The sequence below is a fragment of the Pseudalgibacter alginicilyticus genome (genome assembly GCF_001310225.1).
Taxonomy (GTDB): domain Bacteria; phylum Bacteroidota; class Bacteroidia; order Flavobacteriales; family Flavobacteriaceae; genus Pseudalgibacter; species Pseudalgibacter alginicilyticus.
In genome coordinates, this window is the sequence record NZ_CP012898.1 from 2364191 (window position 1) to 2385551 (window position 21361).

Here is a 21361-nt window from a genome sequence, read left to right on the forward strand (position 1 = left end):
CCTTTTTTTACTTTAACACTACTTTTTTATCATATATTTCAAAATTTTTAATTATTCCAAAGTTTTTAATACTCGTTAATATTTCCTCTATTTTTTGATTTTTTCTTAATATCCCAACAAACTGCTCGTTTTCTATAGATTTATTTTCAATGATGACTTCCACATCATACCATCGAGAAAGCACAACCATCATATCTTTTAATGATTTATCTTCAAAACTAAACACACCTTCTTTCCATGCCGTTTCATTATAAACATCTACTTTTTTAATTAATATGGTACTATTTTTTTTGTTTAAAAATAACTGTTCCCCAGGTACTAAGTTTCGTTTTTTATCATCCATACTTATAGTAACCTTACCCTCAACCAAAGTTGTATAAATATTAGTTTCATCTTTATATGCTTTAACATTGAATTCTGTTCCTATAACTTCAACCTCTTGTGACGCATTAAGAACAATAAACTTATCGCCATTATGACTTGCACTAGGAGACACATCAAAATAAGCCTCCCCATAAAGCAACTCTACTTTTCTTGGTTGCCCTTTAATAAATTGTACAGGATATTTAAGTTCAGAATCCGAATTTAACCATACTTTCGTGCCATCTGAAAGGGTTATTGAAAATTGTCCACCTCTAGGTATTGTTAAGTAATTATATTTTATTTCTTCAGCTTTTAACTCGCCCTTTTTATAGGTTATGACTTCTCCATTACTAACAGTCGTTTCTTTTTGAAAGGATTTCCCTTTCTCTAAGGCTACTTGAGAACCATCTTCTAAAGTTAAAATTGCTTTATCTGTTCCAACAGCAATGGTGGTTCCATTAGTCTGTACCACCTCATTATCATTTACTTTATTACCGTTGTTATTTTTAAATAAAAAAGTAACAGACAAAAACGCAATAAGAGATGCTGCAACAGCATACTTAACTATTTTATTTTTATAAAAAGGAATAACCTTATTAGCATCTCCTACATTGTTTTGAAGTTCTTCAAGAATATTTATAAGCATTCTATTTCTTGTGGATTCCTCACTCCCTAATGCGGCACACCAAGTATAATCTTGCTGATAACTCTCATAATAATTAACCAACAATTTTAATTCTTCAAGCGTAGTTTTACCATCTAGATATTTTTCTATTAACACTTGAAAATCTTGCTTATCGACTTCTTCTCTTGTCATTATTTTAGTGATTTATAATTGCTGGGGTATATGTATAGTGTCAATTTACACCTCTACCCCCTAAGAAATATTTATTTTTTTTATGCTTTTTTTAACAAGGCAACAAAAAAACACTCTTAAATATATCATTTTAACATTTAAGATACTGATATTTATGGAACACCTATTTTATGTTTTCTGCTAAAAACACAAGCAATTCAATACTTAACATGGATCCAAGAGCGCCTCGTAAAACCTTTAAAGCATATCCAATGTGATTCTCAACTGTTTTTGTTGAAATATTAAGTTTTTCGGCTATTTCTTTATGACTTAGTTGATTGTTACGGCTTAATTTATAGACTTTTTGACATTTTTTGGGAAGTGTGTTTACTACAATATTAATTTGGTCAACTAATTCTTTGTGCATTATTTTAGTTTCAGGTGTAGCGTACTGAAATCTTTTTTCTAAGTCTTCATACAATTCAACTCTAATCATTTTTTGTTTTCTGAATTGTGCAAAAACCTTATAGCGTGTACAAGCGTACAAATAGCTATTTAAAGAAATTTTAATTTGAATTTTTTCTCGATTATTCCACAAATCAATAAAAACATCTTGTATTATTTCTTCACATAATTCTTTGTTTTTCAACAAATTATACGAAGACAAAAACAAAGGTTTCCAATAAGCGTTATAAATTAAGGTCAATGCCTTTTTATCATCTTCTTTAAGACGCTGAATTATGTCATCTTCAAGGATGTTCATAAATTTAGTATATAGAAATAGTTTGCCGGTTACAAACAAAAATAGTGAATTGATACTATTATCAGTACCATTTATTATAACTTATTTTATATTAAAATATCAGTACTTTAACATAGAAATATTAAAAATCAATTGAGTGTCAATATACCTAATTTAATTATATTATAACTATTAACTCATAATGGAAATTATATAAAACATCTAAAATATCATATAACCGACTAACCCTTGTTGTGTTGCATCTTTGTATAGTGAAAAACCAAACAACAATTGCCATGAAAAATATTCCTAAGATTTTAACTTTGTTATGTGTTATCTGTCTCACTAACATTGCTTTTGCTCAAAAAAGTAGCGATGGCTATAACAGGAATTTTAAATATGGTGTTGGTCTAAATAGTGGCTTACCCCTGAATGACCCTTATGATTTTATTATTGGCGGTGACCTAAGAGTACAATACAATGTATCGGAAACCTACTCACTTTGTTTAACTGCTGGATATAATAATTTGTTTGTAAAAGACGAAGTGGATTTTGGTTATATACCAATAAAAATTGGTTATAAAACGTTCATTTTTAAAAATGAATTTTATGTGATGGGGGAAATAGGAGGCGCTTTTTCAACAACTAAAACTTATGATTATAATTCAATGATGTTTTCTCCAAGTATAGGTTACGCAACAAAATATGTTGATATTAGTCTTCGTTATGAATTTTTAAAAGATTTTCCGATTATTAAAGACCATGAAATGGATAATGGATTAGCTAATTTGATGATTCGTTTTGCTTATGGATTTGATTTTTAAATTGTTTGAATTAAATACTTATCTTAATTTTCAACCAGCTCAAATGAACGTTTTAGAAATAATTGGCTAAGATAATTACACAAAAAAAGCACTTCAAGATTAGAGTTTATTGCATTTTAAATTTCATGAACCTCCTACTTCTAAAAGTTATCATTTTATAATCGTATCATCTTATTATTTTTTCATGCACAACATTACCATCAACATCATAATGCCTAAAATTGATAGTTGGAATGTTATCTTCTCTATATACAGACACATATAAAAACCCACCTTTAACTCTTAAAAACTCATGCTCTGGCCTATAGTCATCTGGATTCCAACCTTGAGCGTGTTCATCACTTGTAGCGCCTTGACTAAACTCCAACAAACCAGTTTCTAAGTCTTTTGAAACATATTGCCAATGCCTATCACCATTTACCACAAACATATTTTTTTGGGTAGACAGAAACCTCCGAAGCCAGCTCCCTTCTGTTTTATAAGAATCATTAGAGTGATTGTCATTTTTGCCTTTAACTCTATCTGGTCCAACAACTGGTGTAGGAGACATTAAAATTTTAAAAGTGGCATCAGAAGATTCAATAGAAGCCTGTAACCATGCTTTTTGTTCTTTACCAAAAATAGATTTATTCTCTCCGTCATCTATGTTATTATCACTTCTAAACTCTCTAGCTTCCACTAACCAAACTTCTAAGTCTTTTCCCCACCTAATAGTTCTAAACGGCTTTCCATTTAAAGGTACTTGTTCATGCCAAATACTTAAAGCATCTTCAAAAGTTAATTCGCCAAATGGTTCAGAATCTGGCGACGCGTCATCTTTTAAAATATCATGGTCATCCTTTTGCAAAAAAGAAGGTATACTAGAATAAAAATCTACCAAAGATGGCCATGCGTTTATAGCATGCCATTTGTGTCTTGCCAATTCAATATTAAAAGACAAAGGCCCCGGCTTATCATAATACACATAATCACCTGTTTGGCAGTGAAAATCTGGATTAAGTTTTAGCATAGCATCATAAGCCTTAAACCCTCTAATTGGGTCGTCATAATCCCAAAAATACTGACAAGTAGAAGATGTAAATCCTACTGGAATTATCGTTTTTGATGAAGGTGCTGTTTTAAAATGTCCTTTTATTTCTGTTATGACACTATCTTTCTTTTTTCTACCTTCCAATAAAACATGATAAACAGTATTAGGTTTTAATCCATTTATAACTTCCATCAAAGTAAAATCTTTATACACGGACACATATTTCCAGTCCGTAGTTGTGACTCTATCTTGAGTAGTTAATGTTATTCTAACCTCTCCAAACGTTCCTTCAACTGCTCCGTCCATTTGATTTACGGGCATATAATTATCAAAATCAATAGGTGTTCTAAAAGGCGCATCCTTTTGCTTATGCCAAATAGCTACAGGTTTGGGATGTTTACACAAGCGAGTCCAAATAACAGCACTTGTATCTGTTACTTCTTGAATTTTTAATCCATTTGTAAAATATACTTGAGACGATGCAATATGCGGTATTAATGGAACACATAACACAATCAACCAACAAAATAAATTTTGTTTATTTATCATTTATGCAACTATTATAATCTTCTTATTTGAAATGTATTCAAAATAGGTTTTCCTTTTATGGCTTCAAAATCTAAAGTAATGCCCTCTCCATTTAAAACTAAAACTTCATATTTTTTGGAAACAGCTTTTTCTACTCCAAACTGTTCTGCTAAATTTAAGTTTTTCTCTATATAATTACCATTAATCAGTACATTAAAAACACGATCGGTTACCGCTTCTAAAATCCTATCATCCCCTAAATTATAAATTAATTTTTCGTGTTCTTTATCTGATTCTAATTCAGCCCACCCTAAAGAAATAACATAACGCCCATCTGGTACATCTAATTTAAATTTTTGAATATCCACGCGCTGAGTTTGATAAATAGGATCATCTTCAGAATCTATAATATCTAAATCTGAGCTAGGTAAACTTCCAAATCTAGTTTTTGGTCTAAAACGTTCGCCTCCTACATAACCCCAGCTTCCTTTGGTATATGGTTGCTCAGGAATCCAAACTTGACTCTTAACCTTATCTTCATAAATTCGATTGGTACCAAGAAGGACATTTAACCCATAAAATTCATCTTTAAATTCAGAAAAATTATTTGGTGCCAATCTGAAATCAACATCTAATACATCAATATATTCTTTGGAGTCAACCTTCATTTTAGCTATAAAACTGTTTTTCCCATTAACAAATGGTATTGAAAACCTAGCTATATTATCAACTACTTTAGCATTGTAAACTACGTTATTATTATGCCATAATTCAACCGAATCACCATTAGAATATACCGTTACGGGTAATGTACAAAAATCTTTACCTGCTTCAGCAACACCACCTCGTATCTTCCATTGGTTTTGGCCAAATTTAATAACAGGTGTTTTGGAAAGAGCTGTTTTATACAGCCACCATGTGTCTTTCTTTTCTCTGTCTAAAGTAGTAATACCTTTTAAGTTAGTTCGCGGTAGTGCATAACCTCTAGATTCAGAATAAAAATCATTCAAATTCCATATGTTAGCTCCAACAATAAAAGACCTACTTTGTATGGCTTTTATGTAATGTTCATGGTATTTGTTACCATATTCTACCGTATAATCAAAACGTTCTGGTTTCATAGAGTGTAAACGTGGATGCACATCTGCTCCATATTCTGTAATGATAAGTGACTGATTTGGAAAAAGGTTGTGAAGATCATCAAGATTACTATCAAAACTAGACAATTTTCCTCCATACCAACCTTGATACAAATTCCAACCAAGAATCATTGGTACGCTTGTTAAACCTGCATCTTTATACCTGCTTATAGCTCCATGATTAACAATCATAGTAGACCTATAAAAATCTAAACTTCTTATTTTACTTTCAATTTTAGAAGCTAATTTTGTAACATTTTTAGCATAAATTTCATAACGCTCTTTTTCTGTTTTCTGGTCAAATGGTAATCTTAAAAGTACCTCATTCATATACGCCCAAATAACAAGCGACGGGTGGTTATAGTTTTGTTTCACCATTTCTTCTGCCATAGCTAAACAGTTATTAGTAAACGCTTCCGATTCGGTAATAGCATTTACTATGGGAATTTCTACAGAAGTTAAAATTCCTAATCTATCACACATTTCAAGTACTGTTGGATCTTGGGGATAGTGCGAAATCCGTAAAAAATTTCCTCCCATTTCTTTTAACAAACGAATATCTCTAACGTGCATCTCATCTGATAAAGCATTTCCCTTTTTTAAGTAATCTTGATGTCTGTTAGTTCCAATTAATTTTAAATGCTCTCCATTCAGAAAAAATCCTTTTTCTGAATCAAACTTAAACCAGCGTAAACCTAATGGCTCTGAAGATTCGTCTAATATTTTTCCGGTTTTTAGATCTTTAATTTGGGTTATTACACTATACAAATATGGATTGTCAGGCGACCACAATTGAGGATTTTTAATTGAAAAAACTTCTGTATTCTCCTTGTTTTTTTCGTTTTTACTAAGCCTAACTTTTTTATTTAAAGAAAGAACAACAACACCTTGTTTGTCAACAATTTGACTAACAACCTGAACCGTTTTATTTTTACTCCCTTCATTGTTTAATAAATACTTAACTTCAACTGTAGCTAACTCTTTTGAAACCTCTGGAGTGGAAATATAAATTCCTGATGAACTATGATCGTCCATTGAAAAATGGACTTCATTTAGTTCCATAATAAACACATCGCGGTATATGCCCCCAAAAAAAGTAAAATCTGCAGATAACGGTGGAATAGCTTCGTTATAGCTATTATCAACTTTTACAGCAAATGTATTTTGTTGATTGTATTTTAAAAATGAGGTAACATCAAAATGAAATCTTGTATAACCACCTTTGTGCTGCCCAACCCACTGACCATTTACATACAAATCTGCAACTTGATTAACGCCTTCAAAATAGATAAGAGTTTTAGCGTTTGGAGTATGCGCGGACTCAATAAAAATACTTTTTTTATACCAAGCTATACCTCTGTAATAACCTGGAGTATCATCAGTAGTATCTATATTATTCCATGTATGTGGAATATTTACAGATTGCCATTTGACATCATTATGTTCTAAAAATGTTTCAGTTTTAGAAACTTCTAAATTACCTTTATAAAACTCCCAATTATTATTAATTGTGAAAACTTGCCTCGATTGGGAAGAGACACTAAAAGAAATTACCAGTGTAATTAATAAAATATACTTGTTCATTTTTATTATTGTAAAAGTTTAATCTTTAATTTTCAAAAGCACCTCTATCTGGGTTGCCTATTATTGGGTTTCCTAAAAAATCTTTCATAGGGTGCCCTTCAATCTTAATTCCTTGATCTATTTCTGGAGATTCATCTTTTAATAAAAATCGTAAATATGATTTCCAATTGGCTTTAGATGGTAAAGCACTTTTAAATAGCGGGTTTTTTTTACTTTTTTCAGAATCTTCTGGTTCTTCTTTTATATCACCATAAAAAGTATTTGACTTAAAAACATTATTAGTGCTTTTACCTAAATCAAACCAATTTCCCTCTCCTAAAGAATAGAAAATATTGTTTGTATATGTTGTTGATTTTGGAAACCCATTCCAACTTTTATGATAAATTAATTGCACATTTTTATGTTCTTCTCCTGCAAAAAATACGTTGTTATAGATATGAGTATTAGTTGTAGGCCCAGAATTTCTTACAATATGATGGTTGTTGCTTTCAAAAATATTGTACCTAATAATAGTGCCATCATTAAAACCTGTTTTACTAGCTCCGTCGTTACAAATAAGAATGCCACCATGGCCATTGTGATGACTGTAGTTATATTGAATGATGGTGTTTTTACAATTCCAATCACTATCAAAACCTCCTGCATCCACATCTGGTTTATGATCCCAACTATCTGCTTCGTTATTATAATAAGTATAGGAAGCTTCATTATATTGAAACAAAGCATCGTCACAATTAAAAGGAAAAGAAGCGTTACCACTACCTTTAATACCATTATGTGTAAAAACACAATGTTCTACCAAAGGCGCATTAGCTACTCGGACTATCAAAGCATTAGCTCCTGCCTTTTCAAATTTATTATTTCTAAAAACAACATTTTCATTAGGGTACCAATTATGGGTTCTTCCATTTGCTAATTTATCTCCCCAGTTGCTTGTTAGTGATCTTCTGTCCCAAACAGACCTATTAGACCAACCTGTTCTATCCACATTATGAATATAGCAACCTTCAACATACAGTCCATCAAAATTAGATTTCACCTGTTTTGAAACATCTTTATTTCTTGTTATTTCAACAAAAACACCACCATTATCCTTAGTACTCATATCACCATTGACTTCACAGATCTCCAAATTAATTAATTGAATATCATGAAGCGTTCCGCAATCCCTTCCTTCAATATAAATACCCATTTTAGCAGCATATACATAGGTAACATTCTCTTTTAACGGGTACACCCTTGGCTCCTCTGAAATTGCATAATTTGTGATTTTTAAATCTCGAATTTCAATATATTCTTGGTTGAACAAACGAATGGTATATGAAACGTTTTCATTGTTTGCTATAACACCTTGAGCATCTAAAACTGGTGCTGGTCCAGAACCATAAGCACCAATAACTATCCGTTTGTTTTTAGCCCCACTACCTTTTGGAACAAAATTTCCTATCCATTGACCTCCTCTTCTAAAAAGAATGGAATCATTGGGTTTTAAATTCAATTGATTTAGTTTATCAATAGATTTAAATGGCGCTGCCTTATCTGTACCAGTATTTGAGTCTTTTCCAATAATATCATCTACATAATAGGTAGTTTGAGCATAGTTGTATTGAAAATTCAATATTAATAAAACAGAAAATATTTTTATTGTTTTAAGTGCCATACTTTTTTATTTTTTTGAAATTAATTTTAACATTTCTACAGCATATCGTTTTCCTAAAAGCCTCTGACTTTCACTATCAAAATGAGTATCATCAATAGTAGAGGTATTTTCAGACCTAACAACACCAGTATTTTCAACAGCATCAGGTAATTCTAAAATCATGATATTAAAATTGTTTCGTTGTGGTTTATCTGAAGATAATTGCCCAGCAACAAATGGTAAATTAGGAACATTCAAATCAGATCGTAATGCTTCAATCAATTCCTTTATTTTTGGCATATATTTATCATATCTTCCTACATTACCCTCACCTTGATGCCAGATAACTCCTTTTAAAATACCATATTCCATAGCTTTTTTTGCTTGACTTATAGCTTCGTTATAAAGTGTATCTCCACGTTCCCATTCTTCTATAGAAGTACCACCTTTAGCATTTACAATCAACCCCATCTTTTTATTTGGCATGGCATTAGTCATTTCTTTTGCAAAACCATAACTAGGACCTAATCTTTGCATATTGATACTCTTCCTTACTGTAGAATATTTATTTAAAGGATTAGCAGCTTTTTCCCATGGTTTAGCAGCATTTCCTGTAAATAAAAACACATTTTGAAGGCTATCTTTATCTTGCTCTTCAATAGTCGCTCTTCCTGCCATATTTGACTGACCAATACATAAATAAAGCTCCATGGGATTAGCATCATTTTTAGTTAGGTCTTTTACTGATTTACATTGGTATAACAATCCAACGCATAACAATAACAGTATTTTATAATTTCTCATCTTTGATTTTTCTCTAATGGTTTGTGCTTATTAATTTTCTGTTTTTCTCAATTATTCTTACTTCAAAAATTATAATAGTTCAATAGTATAATTCCCTTCCGGTATATTGACGCGAATACCATGTTCCTTTGATTTCTCAACAGGTATTTTTTCTCCATCTAATTTTACTGAGGAAATATTAGGAGCATAAAAAGTGACATAAGTTCCAGAAGAAATAATCTTACCAGAATTTCCTTTACCATTTTTAGTATTCATAAACAATGCAATGGGATCATCGGATTTAAATCCAGTTTGAACATCCCGTCCTGATATAAATGACACACCCTTTACAAAATATGAAATCAATTTTCCTGTAAGTTTTCTATAAACGACATTCTCTCCTTGAAAAGATTCCGTTTTATTTGTTTCAAGGGTTTTTCCTCCAGAAATAAGTGCAACATCTACAATGTTTTCTTGGGTAATTTCACTACCTGTATAATTTCCAACCGCAATTCTGGTCAAATCTCCAATTTCATGATTCTGATCTCCAGGAAACAGCACTGTTAGAACATCTGCTTTATTACCACTTGTAGAGTAGTTGTTATATAAATACTCTGCCCGATAATGATGTCCTCTCATTTGATTAACCATTTCTTTCTTTTCAACTGAAATTGGAGGCGTTCCAAGGAAAGTGGATAATTTTACCGTATTGTTACTATACAGCACTGGGCCCAAAGCGCCCTTCTTTACTTGAAGTACTGAATGATAGTGCTTTTGGTCTTCAACGGTTTCTACTATTGCCGTATTGGGATGCCAAACAATATTAACTGTAGCTCCAGAAACATCCGTAGTTACATGGTCCGCTACAATATAATATCCATTTGCACCATCTGCTGCCTGTAAAAAAATAACATCACGAAAATGTTCTCCTTTTATTGCAATGTTGCTAGATGCTCTGAAATATTCAATATTGGTACCAACAATGCCTTCTTCTATTCCATTACCATATTTACTAGTGTGTCTCTCTCCGTCAATCATTAATACATTTCCCGATTCAGAGTTATACTTTATAAAATCCCAAGAACTAGTGAGACCTTCGGCCGAAACACTATTATTTGGACCATCATATCCTGAATTTCTTAAGATTCTTTCACCAAAACCTGACAAACCAATAGAATTTGATTCATTCTGAGCATGCCAATCTACTTTATCGGTCATAGACAAAACACTTAAATACAAGGCATCTTTTGATTGATTATTTCCAATTAATGCAGCATAATTATCAAAAATTTTGCTGGGAGCCAATTCGGCATCTCCCAAATCAATTTCAATAGGATTATTATTGGATGCAGAACCTGCCATCATTACATAAGATAATAAATAGCCTGGAAGTATTGCGGTATCTTGTGAGAGTCCTGCTTGCTCTTTTAACTTCCACATAGCCCATTTGTATGCATCGTCAGAAAAACGGGCCGCTCTTGCTATGGTGGGTGTAGATATTTCTGCACCATTAATAGTCCAGTCTATACCACCACCTCTAGTATCACCATAAAACATATTCGATCCAAATGGAGCTGATGCATAGCCGTACATAAATTCATGTAAATTACGAAATCCTGGATTACTAAAATACTCGTTATACCCCATGTATTCCATAAGATCAAAAACAGAATTTTTAGCACCTCTACCAATATGATTAAATCTTCCTATTACATAACCATTTCCTGCAGGAGAATAGCCATCTGGATAAAAATGTATCGCTAAATCTTTATCATACTGTTTTTTTGCCGCTTCAAATTTTGTTATATCGTTTGCATATTTATACCACATCATTCTCATAGCAATACCATGAGGTTTCCATCGTTTAGTCACTAACTGAAATATTTTATCCTTAATATCGTACTCATAACTTTTAAGTTCTGCTTCACTAAGTTCATACTTAATAACATCCAGTGCTAAAAGCGCATGTAAAAGTTCATGAGATGGGACAGATGAGGTACCAGCACCATCACCAATTTTCATAGTTCGAATTCTGGTCTCAAATTTCTTTTTAATAGCATTAATATATTGATTTTTATTAGCAGGATCAAGGACATAGGCTAATGCATTGGCTCCCATCACCTCCCTTGTTTCACCACCACGCTTGTTTGCTAAATTAATGGCACTTGTCTTCATAGCTCTATACATTTTTGAAGTGCTGGCTAATTTTCTCCAATATGAGTAATCGGTAGTATCTATGATATTTCCAGAAAACCCTTGTAGCGGTAAAAACATTAAGCAAAAAAATGCTAATAAAACAGATTTAGAACGGCTATTATATATTTTCATTTTATTATTTAATTATTTCTCCCTTAAAACAATATTATCCCAATAACAAGCACCATTAAAATCAACTGAGGTAGTACAGCTAAAATCTATGGTTGAAGAATCACCACTATTAAAAACACCATTGAACTCAATCCATTCTCCGGCACGATTGTTCGCATCAAGTTCAAACTTTAAAACCTCATCAAAAGTACCATTAGTATCAAAAATGACCTGACCTGTACTACCATTTTCAATTTTTAACATAACACTTAATTCGTAGTTTGTTTTTGGAGAAAGTTGAACTTGTTGAACTTTCTCTACAGGGCTGCCTTCACCTTTATATTGCAATGAATAAAACCCTTTTGCTGTAGTATCACGATACCATGATAATTTTTCGGATGATTTACCCCTCCAATATTTTATTTGGTTTTGTGTAGCTAATTCAAACGAAGAATTTTTTACTAAATTTTTCGTATTCGATTTAGTAATTTTCAACGACGAAATTATATTATTACAGCCCACGGCATTCAAATCAATTCGGTCTTCCTCAAACAGCCATGACTCCCCTTTAAAATTATCTTTCTCAAAACACTCAACAACATAACCATCAGGAATTTGAATAGAAGATATACCATTTGGAAGAATTCCATTTTTCTTCAAATCCTTTTGTTGATAGTTACCAACAGATAAAGTACCAAACATTTCATTAAAGTTAATGGCTTTATAAAAGGTTGGTAATTCCACTCCAAGTGATTTCTTTATCATTTGAATGGTACCATCTTCATTAAAATAAACGGGGTCAAAACAAATAGAGCGATTCACAGAAATGCCTCCGGAAAGACTACCATTGTGATAAAACAGATACCATTGCCCCTTAAATTCAACCATAGAACCATGCATCGTAATTAAATCGTTCTGCTCCATAATTAAGCCTTTAGGTTCCCATGGTCCTAATGGGTTATCGCTCATTGAATATTGCATCTCGTTATAAGGTCGATGATGATCCGGATAGATCATGTAGTATTTTCCTTTGCGTTTAAAAACAAATGGGCCTTCTCGGTGTTCGTCTGTACCGATTTGATGAACCATTTCCCCTTCAATCTCCATCATATTATCCTTTAACTTAGCAGCATAACATTTAGCATCTACTACAGCATAAAGGTAAATCTCACCGTCATCATCAATAAAAACATTAGGATCACAAAATGTTTCTCCTCCTTTAATATAACCTTGAACTTCAAAATCAGAAGCTGGTTTTCTACTAGTAGCCACACCTATCTCCCAAATCTTTTTGGCATTCTTATGCGGAAAAAAGTAATAATAAATACCATCTTTATAAACACAATCGGGAGCCCACATATATCCTCCTTTTCGCCACCCCCAAGAGACATCCCTAGAATGAAGAATTTCTCCATGATCTTTCCACGTAATCAAATCCTCTGTTGAGAATATGTGATAGCCATCCATGGTACTATAACTTCTTGTTCCTGCTATATCGGTTGATGGATATACATATAAGCGTTCATCTTCCCAAACTCGAGCCGTAGCATCCGCTGTAAACATATGACTCACTATAGGATTTGAACGCCGATTCTGAGCATTAACAATAAACACTACCATTAATAACAAGAATACTAAAAGTAATGATGTTGTTTTTTTCATTTTTGTAGGTTTAATAATTTTCAAATTTCTATAGTTCATCAAAAGATATATCCTTTCTAACTTCTATATTTTAAAGCCTTTTTAGTATCTCAAACTTAAAGGTTCCTTCCGGAATTTTAACACGAACACTATTTGGCTCCACATGGTCTACAGTTATTTCTTTATCATCTAATTTTACAAATGAAATACCTGATCCATAAAAAGTTACATGAGTTCCCGAAGACACTATTTTACCACTAATTCCATTAGAACTTACAGTATTCATATATAAAGCCACGGAATCATCTGATTTAAAACCTATTTGATTACCCACACCAGATTTAAATAAGCTACCTTTTACAAAATATGAAACCAACTTTCCTGCAAGTTTTCTATAAACGATATTCTCTCCTTGAAAAGATTCTGTTTTATTAGTTCCTAGGGTTGTTCCTCCAGAAATAAGTGCAACATCTACAATATTTTCTTGGAAAATTTCACTACCTGTATATTCTCCAACTGCAATTCTCTTTAAATCTCCTGGTTTATGGGTATTATCTCCCGGAAAAAGCACGGTAAGAATATTGGCTTGTTTATTGACTGTATTATAATTAGCATACAAATAGTCAGCCGCATAGCCATATCCTGATCTAGCCTGATTTACAGTTTTCTTTATTTTAACTGAAGCTGGTGGAGTTCCTAAAAAAGTAGTTAAAGTAGCTTCATTTTCTGTATACAAACGAGGCCCTTTTTTCCCTTTTTCTATTTTTATTTCAGAAAAGTATTTTGTATCGTCCTTCAGTGTATTTAAAGTAGCTGCATTAGGATGCCATACTACATTAACATTATCTTTTGTTGTATCTGTGGTTACATGATCCATGACAATATAATAACCATTAACACCATTTGAAGGCTGAACAAAAACAACATCTCTGAAGTGAGTTCCTGCAATGGCATCCGAACTGGAACCCCTAAAATATTCCATGTCTTGACCTACAAATCCTTCAATAATACCATCTCCCACTTTAGATGCGTGTCTTTTTCCTCCTATCATTAAAGTATTTGCAGATTCTGAATTTGAATGTATAAAATTAAAAGTGGCTGTTACCCCATCTATAGTAACATCATTATTTGGACCATCATACCCTGCATTACGCAACAAAATCTCTCCGTATCCAGCCATGGCTAAAGCATTGGTTTCATAATTGGTATGATATTCAGTATTCCCTTTTAAATTTAACATACTCATATAAAGTGCTTCAGTGGACTCCTCATTAGTGATTAAAGCGGCATAATTTTCAAATAATCGGCTTGGAGCCATTACAGCATCACCAGTATTAAATTCTAATGGATTATTATTTTTAGCAGTTCCTGCCATAATTAAGTAATTTGACAAATGCCCTTTTAAGACTCCCTCAGAAACACCTGCCCCTTCTCGTAAAACCCACATGGCGTATTTATAAGCTTCTGGAGAATAGCGAGCAGCTGAAACAATATGTGGCGATAAAATGATAGCTCCGTCTTCAATATCCCATGGTTTCTGTGCTTCCGTATCACGTGAATCACCATAAAGTAAAATTCTTCCAAAAGGAGCAACTGCATAGCCATACATAAACTCTTTTAGTCCAACTATACCTGGATTTGTATAGTATTCATGATACCCCATATACTCCATGATATCTGGAGTGGTATTTTTTACAGCACGTTCAATAGAATTCCAACGTTGAACACAATAACCATTACCTGCTGGTGACACACCATCATTAGGCATGTAATGCTCTGCTATTCCTATATCAAACTCTTTTTTTGCCTCTTGAAATTTAACCTCATCTCCCATGTATTTGTAATATAGCATACGCATAGCCCAACCGTGAGGGTCCCATTTACCTATCACTAAGGCCATCGTTTTAGCTTCTAACCAACTCTCATATTCTTTTAGTACAACTGAATTTAAATCATAACGTATAACATCTAATGCCAAGACTGCATAAAATAGCTCATGTGAAGGTACAGAAGAACTAGCAGCACCATTACCAATTTTCATGGTTCGAATCCTAGTTTCAAACTTACTTTTAATAGCATGAATATATTTGCTCTTATTTGCAGAATCTAAAATATAGGCAAGTGCATTTGCTCCTAAAACATCTCTAGTTTCTCCATCACCTTGATTTGCTACAGTAATAGCATTGGCCTTCATAGCTCTAAACATCTCTGACGTTTTGGCTAATTGCCTCCAATATGAGTAATCAGTTGTATCAATTATGTTTCCTGAAAAACCTTGAAATGGTATCAATGAAAGACAAGTAAACACAATTAAAACTAATTTAGAATGGACGTGAGTTATTTTCATATTATTATCACTATTTAATTTATGTCTCTTATTATATTTTCTTAACTATCTTATCTTACCTTAGAAATAAAATTTATTTATCTTCCATTGTAATATCTAATTTAGCAACTGCTTCGCCTCATTCTACTTAGACTCCTCATACCCCACTATCACTTCAGGTTTTTGAAGCAATCCATGCATATGCTCAACAATATCTTTATATTTATCATCAGCTGAATGTATCAAATTATTCCATTCATTTGGGTCGTTTGCATGATTGTACAACTCCCTTGAACCATCAAAGTATTCTGTGAATCGATACGAGCCATATTTCACAGTAGCGTACTTATCTCTCCTAAAAGTATATGCAGGGTATTCCCATTTAACACTTGGGTTTTTCATCAGAGGAACAAGACTATGTCCTTCCACTTTTTTGTTTTCTGGAAGACCACAAATTTCTAATAATGTAGGATAAAGGTCTATTAACTGAACATTAGCCTCAACCTGTTTGATGGTACCCTTCGTTGATTTAGACCTTGGATCCTTGATAATAAGTGGAACTTTAGTTGAACGGTCCCATGCAGTATGTTTTTGAAACCTACTTTTTTCACCCATATGAAATCCATGATCTGACCATAAAACAACAATGGTATTGTCTCTGTAAGGACTATTTTCCAGAGCCTTTAGTATTTTTCCAATTTGAACATCTGTAAAGGTAATGCACGCCATGTAGGCCTGAAGCATCTTACGCCATTGTTTGTTCTTGATGGCCCAAGGCACATCAGGATAAGTATTCCAAACCTCTTCGGCCGCTTTAGGAATATCGTTATAATCGTCTTCTTTATAAGGTGGAAGTTCAATTTCATCAAGAGGATACATGTCTAAATACTTCTGCTGAATATACAACGGCGTATGCGGACGCAAAAAACCGGTCATCAAAAAAAACGGTTTATCGTGGTCTTGTGAAAGTTGATCTACAGCCCATTCAGCCGCTTTATAATCACTCATTTCCGTTTCTGGTTTATTTATAGGTCCCCAATCTAAAAGCCCTACTGAACCAAACCAATTTAATCTCTTCTTTTTTCCATTTTCATCTAAATTGAAATCCCATGAACCACGACCATGAGATACGTCAACTGTTTCCTCGGGAACGTGGTGATGAAGAAGCTTTCCAGCTGCCATTGTCTTGTAGCCATAATCTGCAAAATATTCATAAATCAGAGAGGAACCTTTCTTTTTAACAGCTTCAACAACTTCCTTATCTTTTTTCTGTATACTTCCCTCAGATCCAAAACCCAAACTATGGTAATACATTCCTGACATTACACTTGCCCGTGAAGGACCGCAAACTGCGTATTGACAATGAGCTGAATTAAAAAATGTTCCTTGTGAAGCCAGCGCATCCATATTCGGGGTAATTGCTTGATTATTACCCATATAACCCGCCCAATCATTTAGATCATCTACCGCAATAAAAAGTACATTTGGCTTTTTTTGTGTATTTACTTTTTTAGATGAAGAACAGCTAACCATAAGTGTTAAACTTATACAAAAGAGAAAGATTTTTTTCATAGTATATAATTCTTTTTTATGAAATTATTTTTATTCAATTACTGTAACCAATTAGGAATAGAGTCATTGTCCTGCCACTTTTTAACTAACTTATCCAAATTATCGCCTTTCCATTTTGTTGAACCTGCTGGTATGGCATCATGTTTTGGCAACCATTTTTTATGTGCTTCAATAACAGCGGCATATTCTGGGTTGTTTGCCAAATTTATGTGCTCACCAGGGTCTGTTTTATGATTGTACAATTCCTGTCCACCATCACGATATTGTATATAACGCCAATCATTACTTCTTACCGCATGATTTTTATAAAACCAAGTTGTCAATACAGACCTATCTAACTTTGTTTCTGGAGAGTTAATTAACGGCACCAAGCTTTCTCCTTCTAATTTTGGTAACTTAGGGAGCTTACAAAGCTCTGATATTGTTGGATAAATATCTAAAAGACTCACTACTTGACTACTTCTTTTTCCATTCTCTTTATTATTTGGTACTTTAAAAAACAAAGGTACTTTGGTTGCTTCTTCCCATAACGCTTGTTTTCTGAAATGTCTTTTTTCACCTAAATGTTGTCCATGATCTGACCATAGAACAATAATAGTATTTTTGCCATTCGGACTTTTTTCTAATGCGTCTATAACTTTTCCTATTTGCTCATCAACAAAAGTGACACAAGCTAAATACGACTGTACTAACTCAGGCAATATTTCTTTTTTTTGAGTCACATCTGCCCAACCTCCTTTAGGAGTATAGCCATAGGCAATGGCTTTTCCCATAATTGGAATATCTTCAAATTCATTTTCAGGAATTTCAGGCACTTGTATATCTTCAATTGGATATAAGTCAAAATACTTTTTTGGAGCTGTATAAGGCACATGGGGTCTAATAAATCCAACTGCCATAAAAAATGGTTTATCTTGCTTTTCGTTCAGCTTGTTGATAGCCCAATTAGCAATTTGCTCATCATACATGCCATTTTCAGGAATATCTTCATCTTCTAAGGGACCACCACATAAGGAATAGAATCTGTTGGTATCTTTATAATTTTTATTAATGGTTTCTTCGCCATACAGTTGAACAAGCTGTCCGCCACCTTTAGGAAACGGATAAAACATGGTACCACGATAACCAAATCCATTTTCTTTAATATGGGGCTCCATCCCTCTCCAAAATTGCGGAGAATATTCTGTCCAGAAATCATCTGTTTTATCTTTAAAATCTGATTCCCCGCTATGAAATACTTTACCGGTGGCATACGTATTATAGCCGTTGTTTTTAAAGTGTTCTGGAAGCATTTTATGGTCTGCCATAACCGTTTCATAATTCTTTTTCATATTAGCCGTAGAACTATACCAACCCGACGATGTTGGATGAATACCGCTTAGTAAAGAATTTCTTGATGCAGTACAAACAGGCTGCGACGCATGAGCATTTGTAAACAAAACACCTTCTGCAAAAAGCTTATCCATATTAGGTGTTATAGCCTGTGGATGACCTAGCAATGCTCCCTCCCAATCATTTAAATCATCTACTGAAATAAAAAGTACGTTGGGTTTTGCTTCTGCTATAGTTTCCTTTTTTTTAGTTGAAGAGCAACTGGCTATAAAGAATAAACTTATAAAAACGAAAATATATTTCATACTACAATATTTTAATACGAAGTTCTTTTTTGAAAATTTCAATTACTTAGGGATTGTTCATTTTAGCCACGGCAATACCAGCTTCACCTGCAACAGAATAATATAAATAAACATCATTATTATCTATAAAAATAGCTGGATCTCTTAACTCATGCACACGATTTTTAGCAAAACCTTTTACTGATTTTTTAATAGGAAGTTCAGCCCCTTCATACGCCATTTCCGATTTTAAAACCTCTGATACGGGTCCTGCTTTCCAACTTTTCCAATCGCCTTCTGAAAGATTAACAACTGTTTTTAAAATCCGTTCTGGTGCATCGCCTTTTTGCGAATAATAAACCACCAAGTGATCTCCCACAACGGTTACAGCTGTATGCCTAGCGTTGGGTAAAATATTGCTGCCTTTTTTGTAAACTTTATCATCACTTTCACGCTTAAAAAAAGTTCCAAATGATAACGCATACGTCTCATTATTATAATTAAAAACACGAAAGTATGAAGGCCCTAAAATCGTATCAGAAGCTAAAAAATCTAAACCATTTTTAGAAGTACTTAAAAATGATTTTTGTAATTTGCTGTCAGGTAATTTTCCATGAAAATACATTTTAATTGTTTTTGTTTTTTCATCAACTATAACATCTGGAGATGCTATATGACCTGCTGCAGCGGTTTTACTTAACTGAAGCACACCCGGTTTATAAATCGTCCATGGTCCAGTAGGACTATCAGCATACGCTAACCTTATAAACTTACCATGATGGTGCGCAAAATACATATAGTATTTCCCTAAAGGGTTTTCAATCCAATGAGGAACTTTTATAACAGAAGGCCCATTTATATTTTCACCTATCTTACCTTCTAAGCCTTCCATTTCTGGATAAATCATTGGATTTTTTTCTGAACGAACAAAAACACTTTCATTCCAATCTTTTATATTAGAAGTAGATACACAAGCTGTTGCTCCTATTAAAATAATAAAACAACAAAACCAATACGATTTATTTGTAAACATAAATTTATTTTTCATTTTTATCAAAGTATTCTATTAGGCTATAAACATTAATATTTAACGCTTTCATTTTTTCCATCATTGGTGTCCAAATTTCATATTCATTACTAACAATACCCTTATTAGCATCTACATTTGAAGGATCTACACCTTTAGCGGTTGGATCATTATCTTGATATTTAAAATAATGCCATCCAACACAATTTTTAGATTCTAATAAAGCAAGGTTATAGTTTTGATAAAACAAACCACGGTCTTTTTGTGTTCGTACTATCCAACCTGCACCGCTAGTATTACCCATTCCTGAATCTTCGCCTTTAACGTAATATTCAGATATTATAAATGGTGTATTTGACCATTTTTCCCAATTAACAACATCTTCATTATCTGGGGTCCAATGATTGTAATAATTGATTGAAATAACATCCAAGTATTTACCAACGGTTTTCATAAATTGAGGATAATTTCGTTCCGTACTATAAAAACGTGACCCTATAAACATGTGATTTGGATCGTATTTTTTAATGGCTGCTGAAACAATTGAAAAATAAGTATCTGCAACATAGGCCATAAATGTTTCTCTATGTTTATCTATAATCTCCTCTTGATTTATATTGTTATCCTTTAGCCATTTTTTTGCAGCCAAATAGCCATAATCATCTTTTGGTAACGCCAAATAATTATCGATTGCCTTAAATTTAAATGGCATTTCATTATCTGAAAAATGTCCAAATAAGTTTGGGTCATCTTTATACTTTAATAGTTTTTTTGCATGTTCATCACAAAAAGTCTTAAAATCAGGATCAAAAACAAATATAGCATCATTTGTATATCCAATATGACCAGACTGTTGGTGTGTACCTCCACGTTTACGTCCATAACTACTCATAAAATTCCAGTTAACCGTATATTGCAATGGCTTTTCTAAAGTTTTATTGGCTTCAACTATTGCTTCCACATCACTCCAAGAACCTGCGCTATTAAAACCATTATTTTGTAATAATTCTATGGTTTCATTTATCCACTTCTTTTTAGATCCAAACTTTTCTGTAAAAGCTTTTTTTGTTCTTATTGATTTTCCCGTATTTATACTGTTTATCGCTATATTAAAATATTTATAACCCAATGGATCTATACCCCACCAACGATCACCCATTTTTTTCACATGAAAAAAACCTGTTGCATGACTTGTTTTATGTTCTAACGACCCACCATATTTACTTACTTTAGGTAAGTTTGTTGAAACTTCAAAACCTTTAAGTAACTCAATGGTACGAGTTTTAAATGGTTTGTAATCTTTATAACTTCTAGTACCATCTTTATGATATATTTTTGTTTTAGCATCAACTAAAGTAAACGCTTGGCCTGCATTATTTTGAGCAAATACTTTAATATCATTCCATATAAATAAAATAACTATTACAAATAGTATTCTTTTCAT

General features: G+C 32.8%; 14 protein-coding genes. 1 reads left to right on the plus strand and 13 read right to left on the minus strand.

What is annotated here, in order from left to right:
- Positions 1-7: 7 nt before the first annotated feature.
- Positions 8-1180 carry a FecR family protein gene (locus tag APS56_RS09845; protein ID WP_054727632.1) on the minus strand — a complete coding sequence of 391 codons (1173 nt, stop codon included), beginning with the start codon at positions 1178-1180 and terminating at the stop codon, positions 8-10.
- A gap of 163 nt (positions 1181-1343) precedes the next feature.
- Positions 1344-1922: an RNA polymerase sigma-70 factor gene (locus tag APS56_RS09850; RefSeq protein ID WP_054727634.1), complete on the minus strand. Its 579-nt coding sequence runs from the start codon at positions 1920-1922 to the stop codon at positions 1344-1346.
- Between the two features lie 275 nt (positions 1923-2197).
- Between APS56_RS09850 and APS56_RS09855 the strand changes: the two genes are divergently transcribed.
- Positions 2198-2725, plus strand: coding sequence for a hypothetical protein (locus APS56_RS09855; protein ID WP_082379443.1), 528 nt, complete (start codon positions 2198-2200; stop codon positions 2723-2725).
- 166 nt (positions 2726-2891) lie between these two features.
- Here the strand turns inward: APS56_RS09855 and APS56_RS09860 are convergent, their stop codons facing one another.
- From APS56_RS09860 to APS56_RS09910, 11 genes are all read right to left on the minus strand, one after another.
- On the minus strand, positions 2892-4304 hold the full coding sequence (locus tag APS56_RS09860; RefSeq protein WP_054727638.1) for an alkaline phosphatase D family protein: 1413 nt from the start codon (positions 4302-4304) through the stop codon (positions 2892-2894).
- An 11-nt stretch (positions 4305-4315) separates the two neighbouring features.
- Complete coding sequence (locus APS56_RS09865) at positions 4316-7006, minus strand: glycoside hydrolase family 2 (RefSeq protein WP_054727639.1); 2691 nt, start codon at positions 7004-7006, stop codon at positions 4316-4318.
- Positions 7007-7031: 25 nt separating this feature from the next.
- Positions 7032-8666, minus strand: a complete 1635-nt coding sequence (locus APS56_RS09870; RefSeq protein ID WP_054727641.1) for a right-handed parallel beta-helix repeat-containing protein — start codon at positions 8664-8666, stop codon at positions 7032-7034.
- Positions 8667-8672: 6 nt separating this feature from the next.
- The gene (locus tag APS56_RS09875; RefSeq protein WP_054727644.1) at positions 8673-9449 is read right to left on the minus strand and encodes a sialate O-acetylesterase; all 777 of its coding nucleotides are present in this window, start codon (positions 9447-9449) and stop codon (positions 8673-8675) included.
- A gap of 69 nt (positions 9450-9518) precedes the next feature.
- Positions 9519-11756 carry a hypothetical protein gene (locus APS56_RS09880; RefSeq protein WP_157757648.1) on the minus strand — a complete coding sequence of 746 codons (2238 nt, stop codon included), beginning with the start codon at positions 11754-11756 and terminating at the stop codon, positions 9519-9521.
- 12 nt (positions 11757-11768) lie between these two features.
- Positions 11769-13397, minus strand: coding sequence for a family 43 glycosylhydrolase (locus tag APS56_RS09885; protein ID WP_082379445.1), 1629 nt, complete (start codon positions 13395-13397; stop codon positions 11769-11771).
- 70 nt (positions 13398-13467) lie between these two features.
- Positions 13468-15723: a hypothetical protein gene (locus APS56_RS09890; RefSeq protein WP_157757649.1), complete on the minus strand. Its 2256-nt coding sequence runs from the start codon at positions 15721-15723 to the stop codon at positions 13468-13470.
- Positions 15724-15846: 123 nt separating this feature from the next.
- Positions 15847-17274 carry a sulfatase gene (locus APS56_RS09895; RefSeq protein WP_082379323.1) on the minus strand — a complete coding sequence of 476 codons (1428 nt, stop codon included), beginning with the start codon at positions 17272-17274 and terminating at the stop codon, positions 15847-15849.
- 38 nt (positions 17275-17312) lie between these two features.
- The gene (locus APS56_RS09900; RefSeq protein ID WP_054727654.1) at positions 17313-18911 is read right to left on the minus strand and encodes a sulfatase; all 1599 of its coding nucleotides are present in this window, start codon (positions 18909-18911) and stop codon (positions 17313-17315) included.
- A 46-nt stretch (positions 18912-18957) separates the two neighbouring features.
- On the minus strand, positions 18958-19938 hold the full coding sequence (locus APS56_RS09905) for a glycoside hydrolase family protein (protein ID WP_211259719.1): 981 nt from the start codon (positions 19936-19938) through the stop codon (positions 18958-18960).
- On the minus strand, positions 19928-21361 hold the full coding sequence (locus APS56_RS09910) for a hypothetical protein (RefSeq protein WP_211259720.1): 1434 nt from the start codon (positions 21359-21361) through the stop codon (positions 19928-19930). The genes APS56_RS09905 and APS56_RS09910 overlap by 11 nt, the downstream gene beginning before the upstream one ends.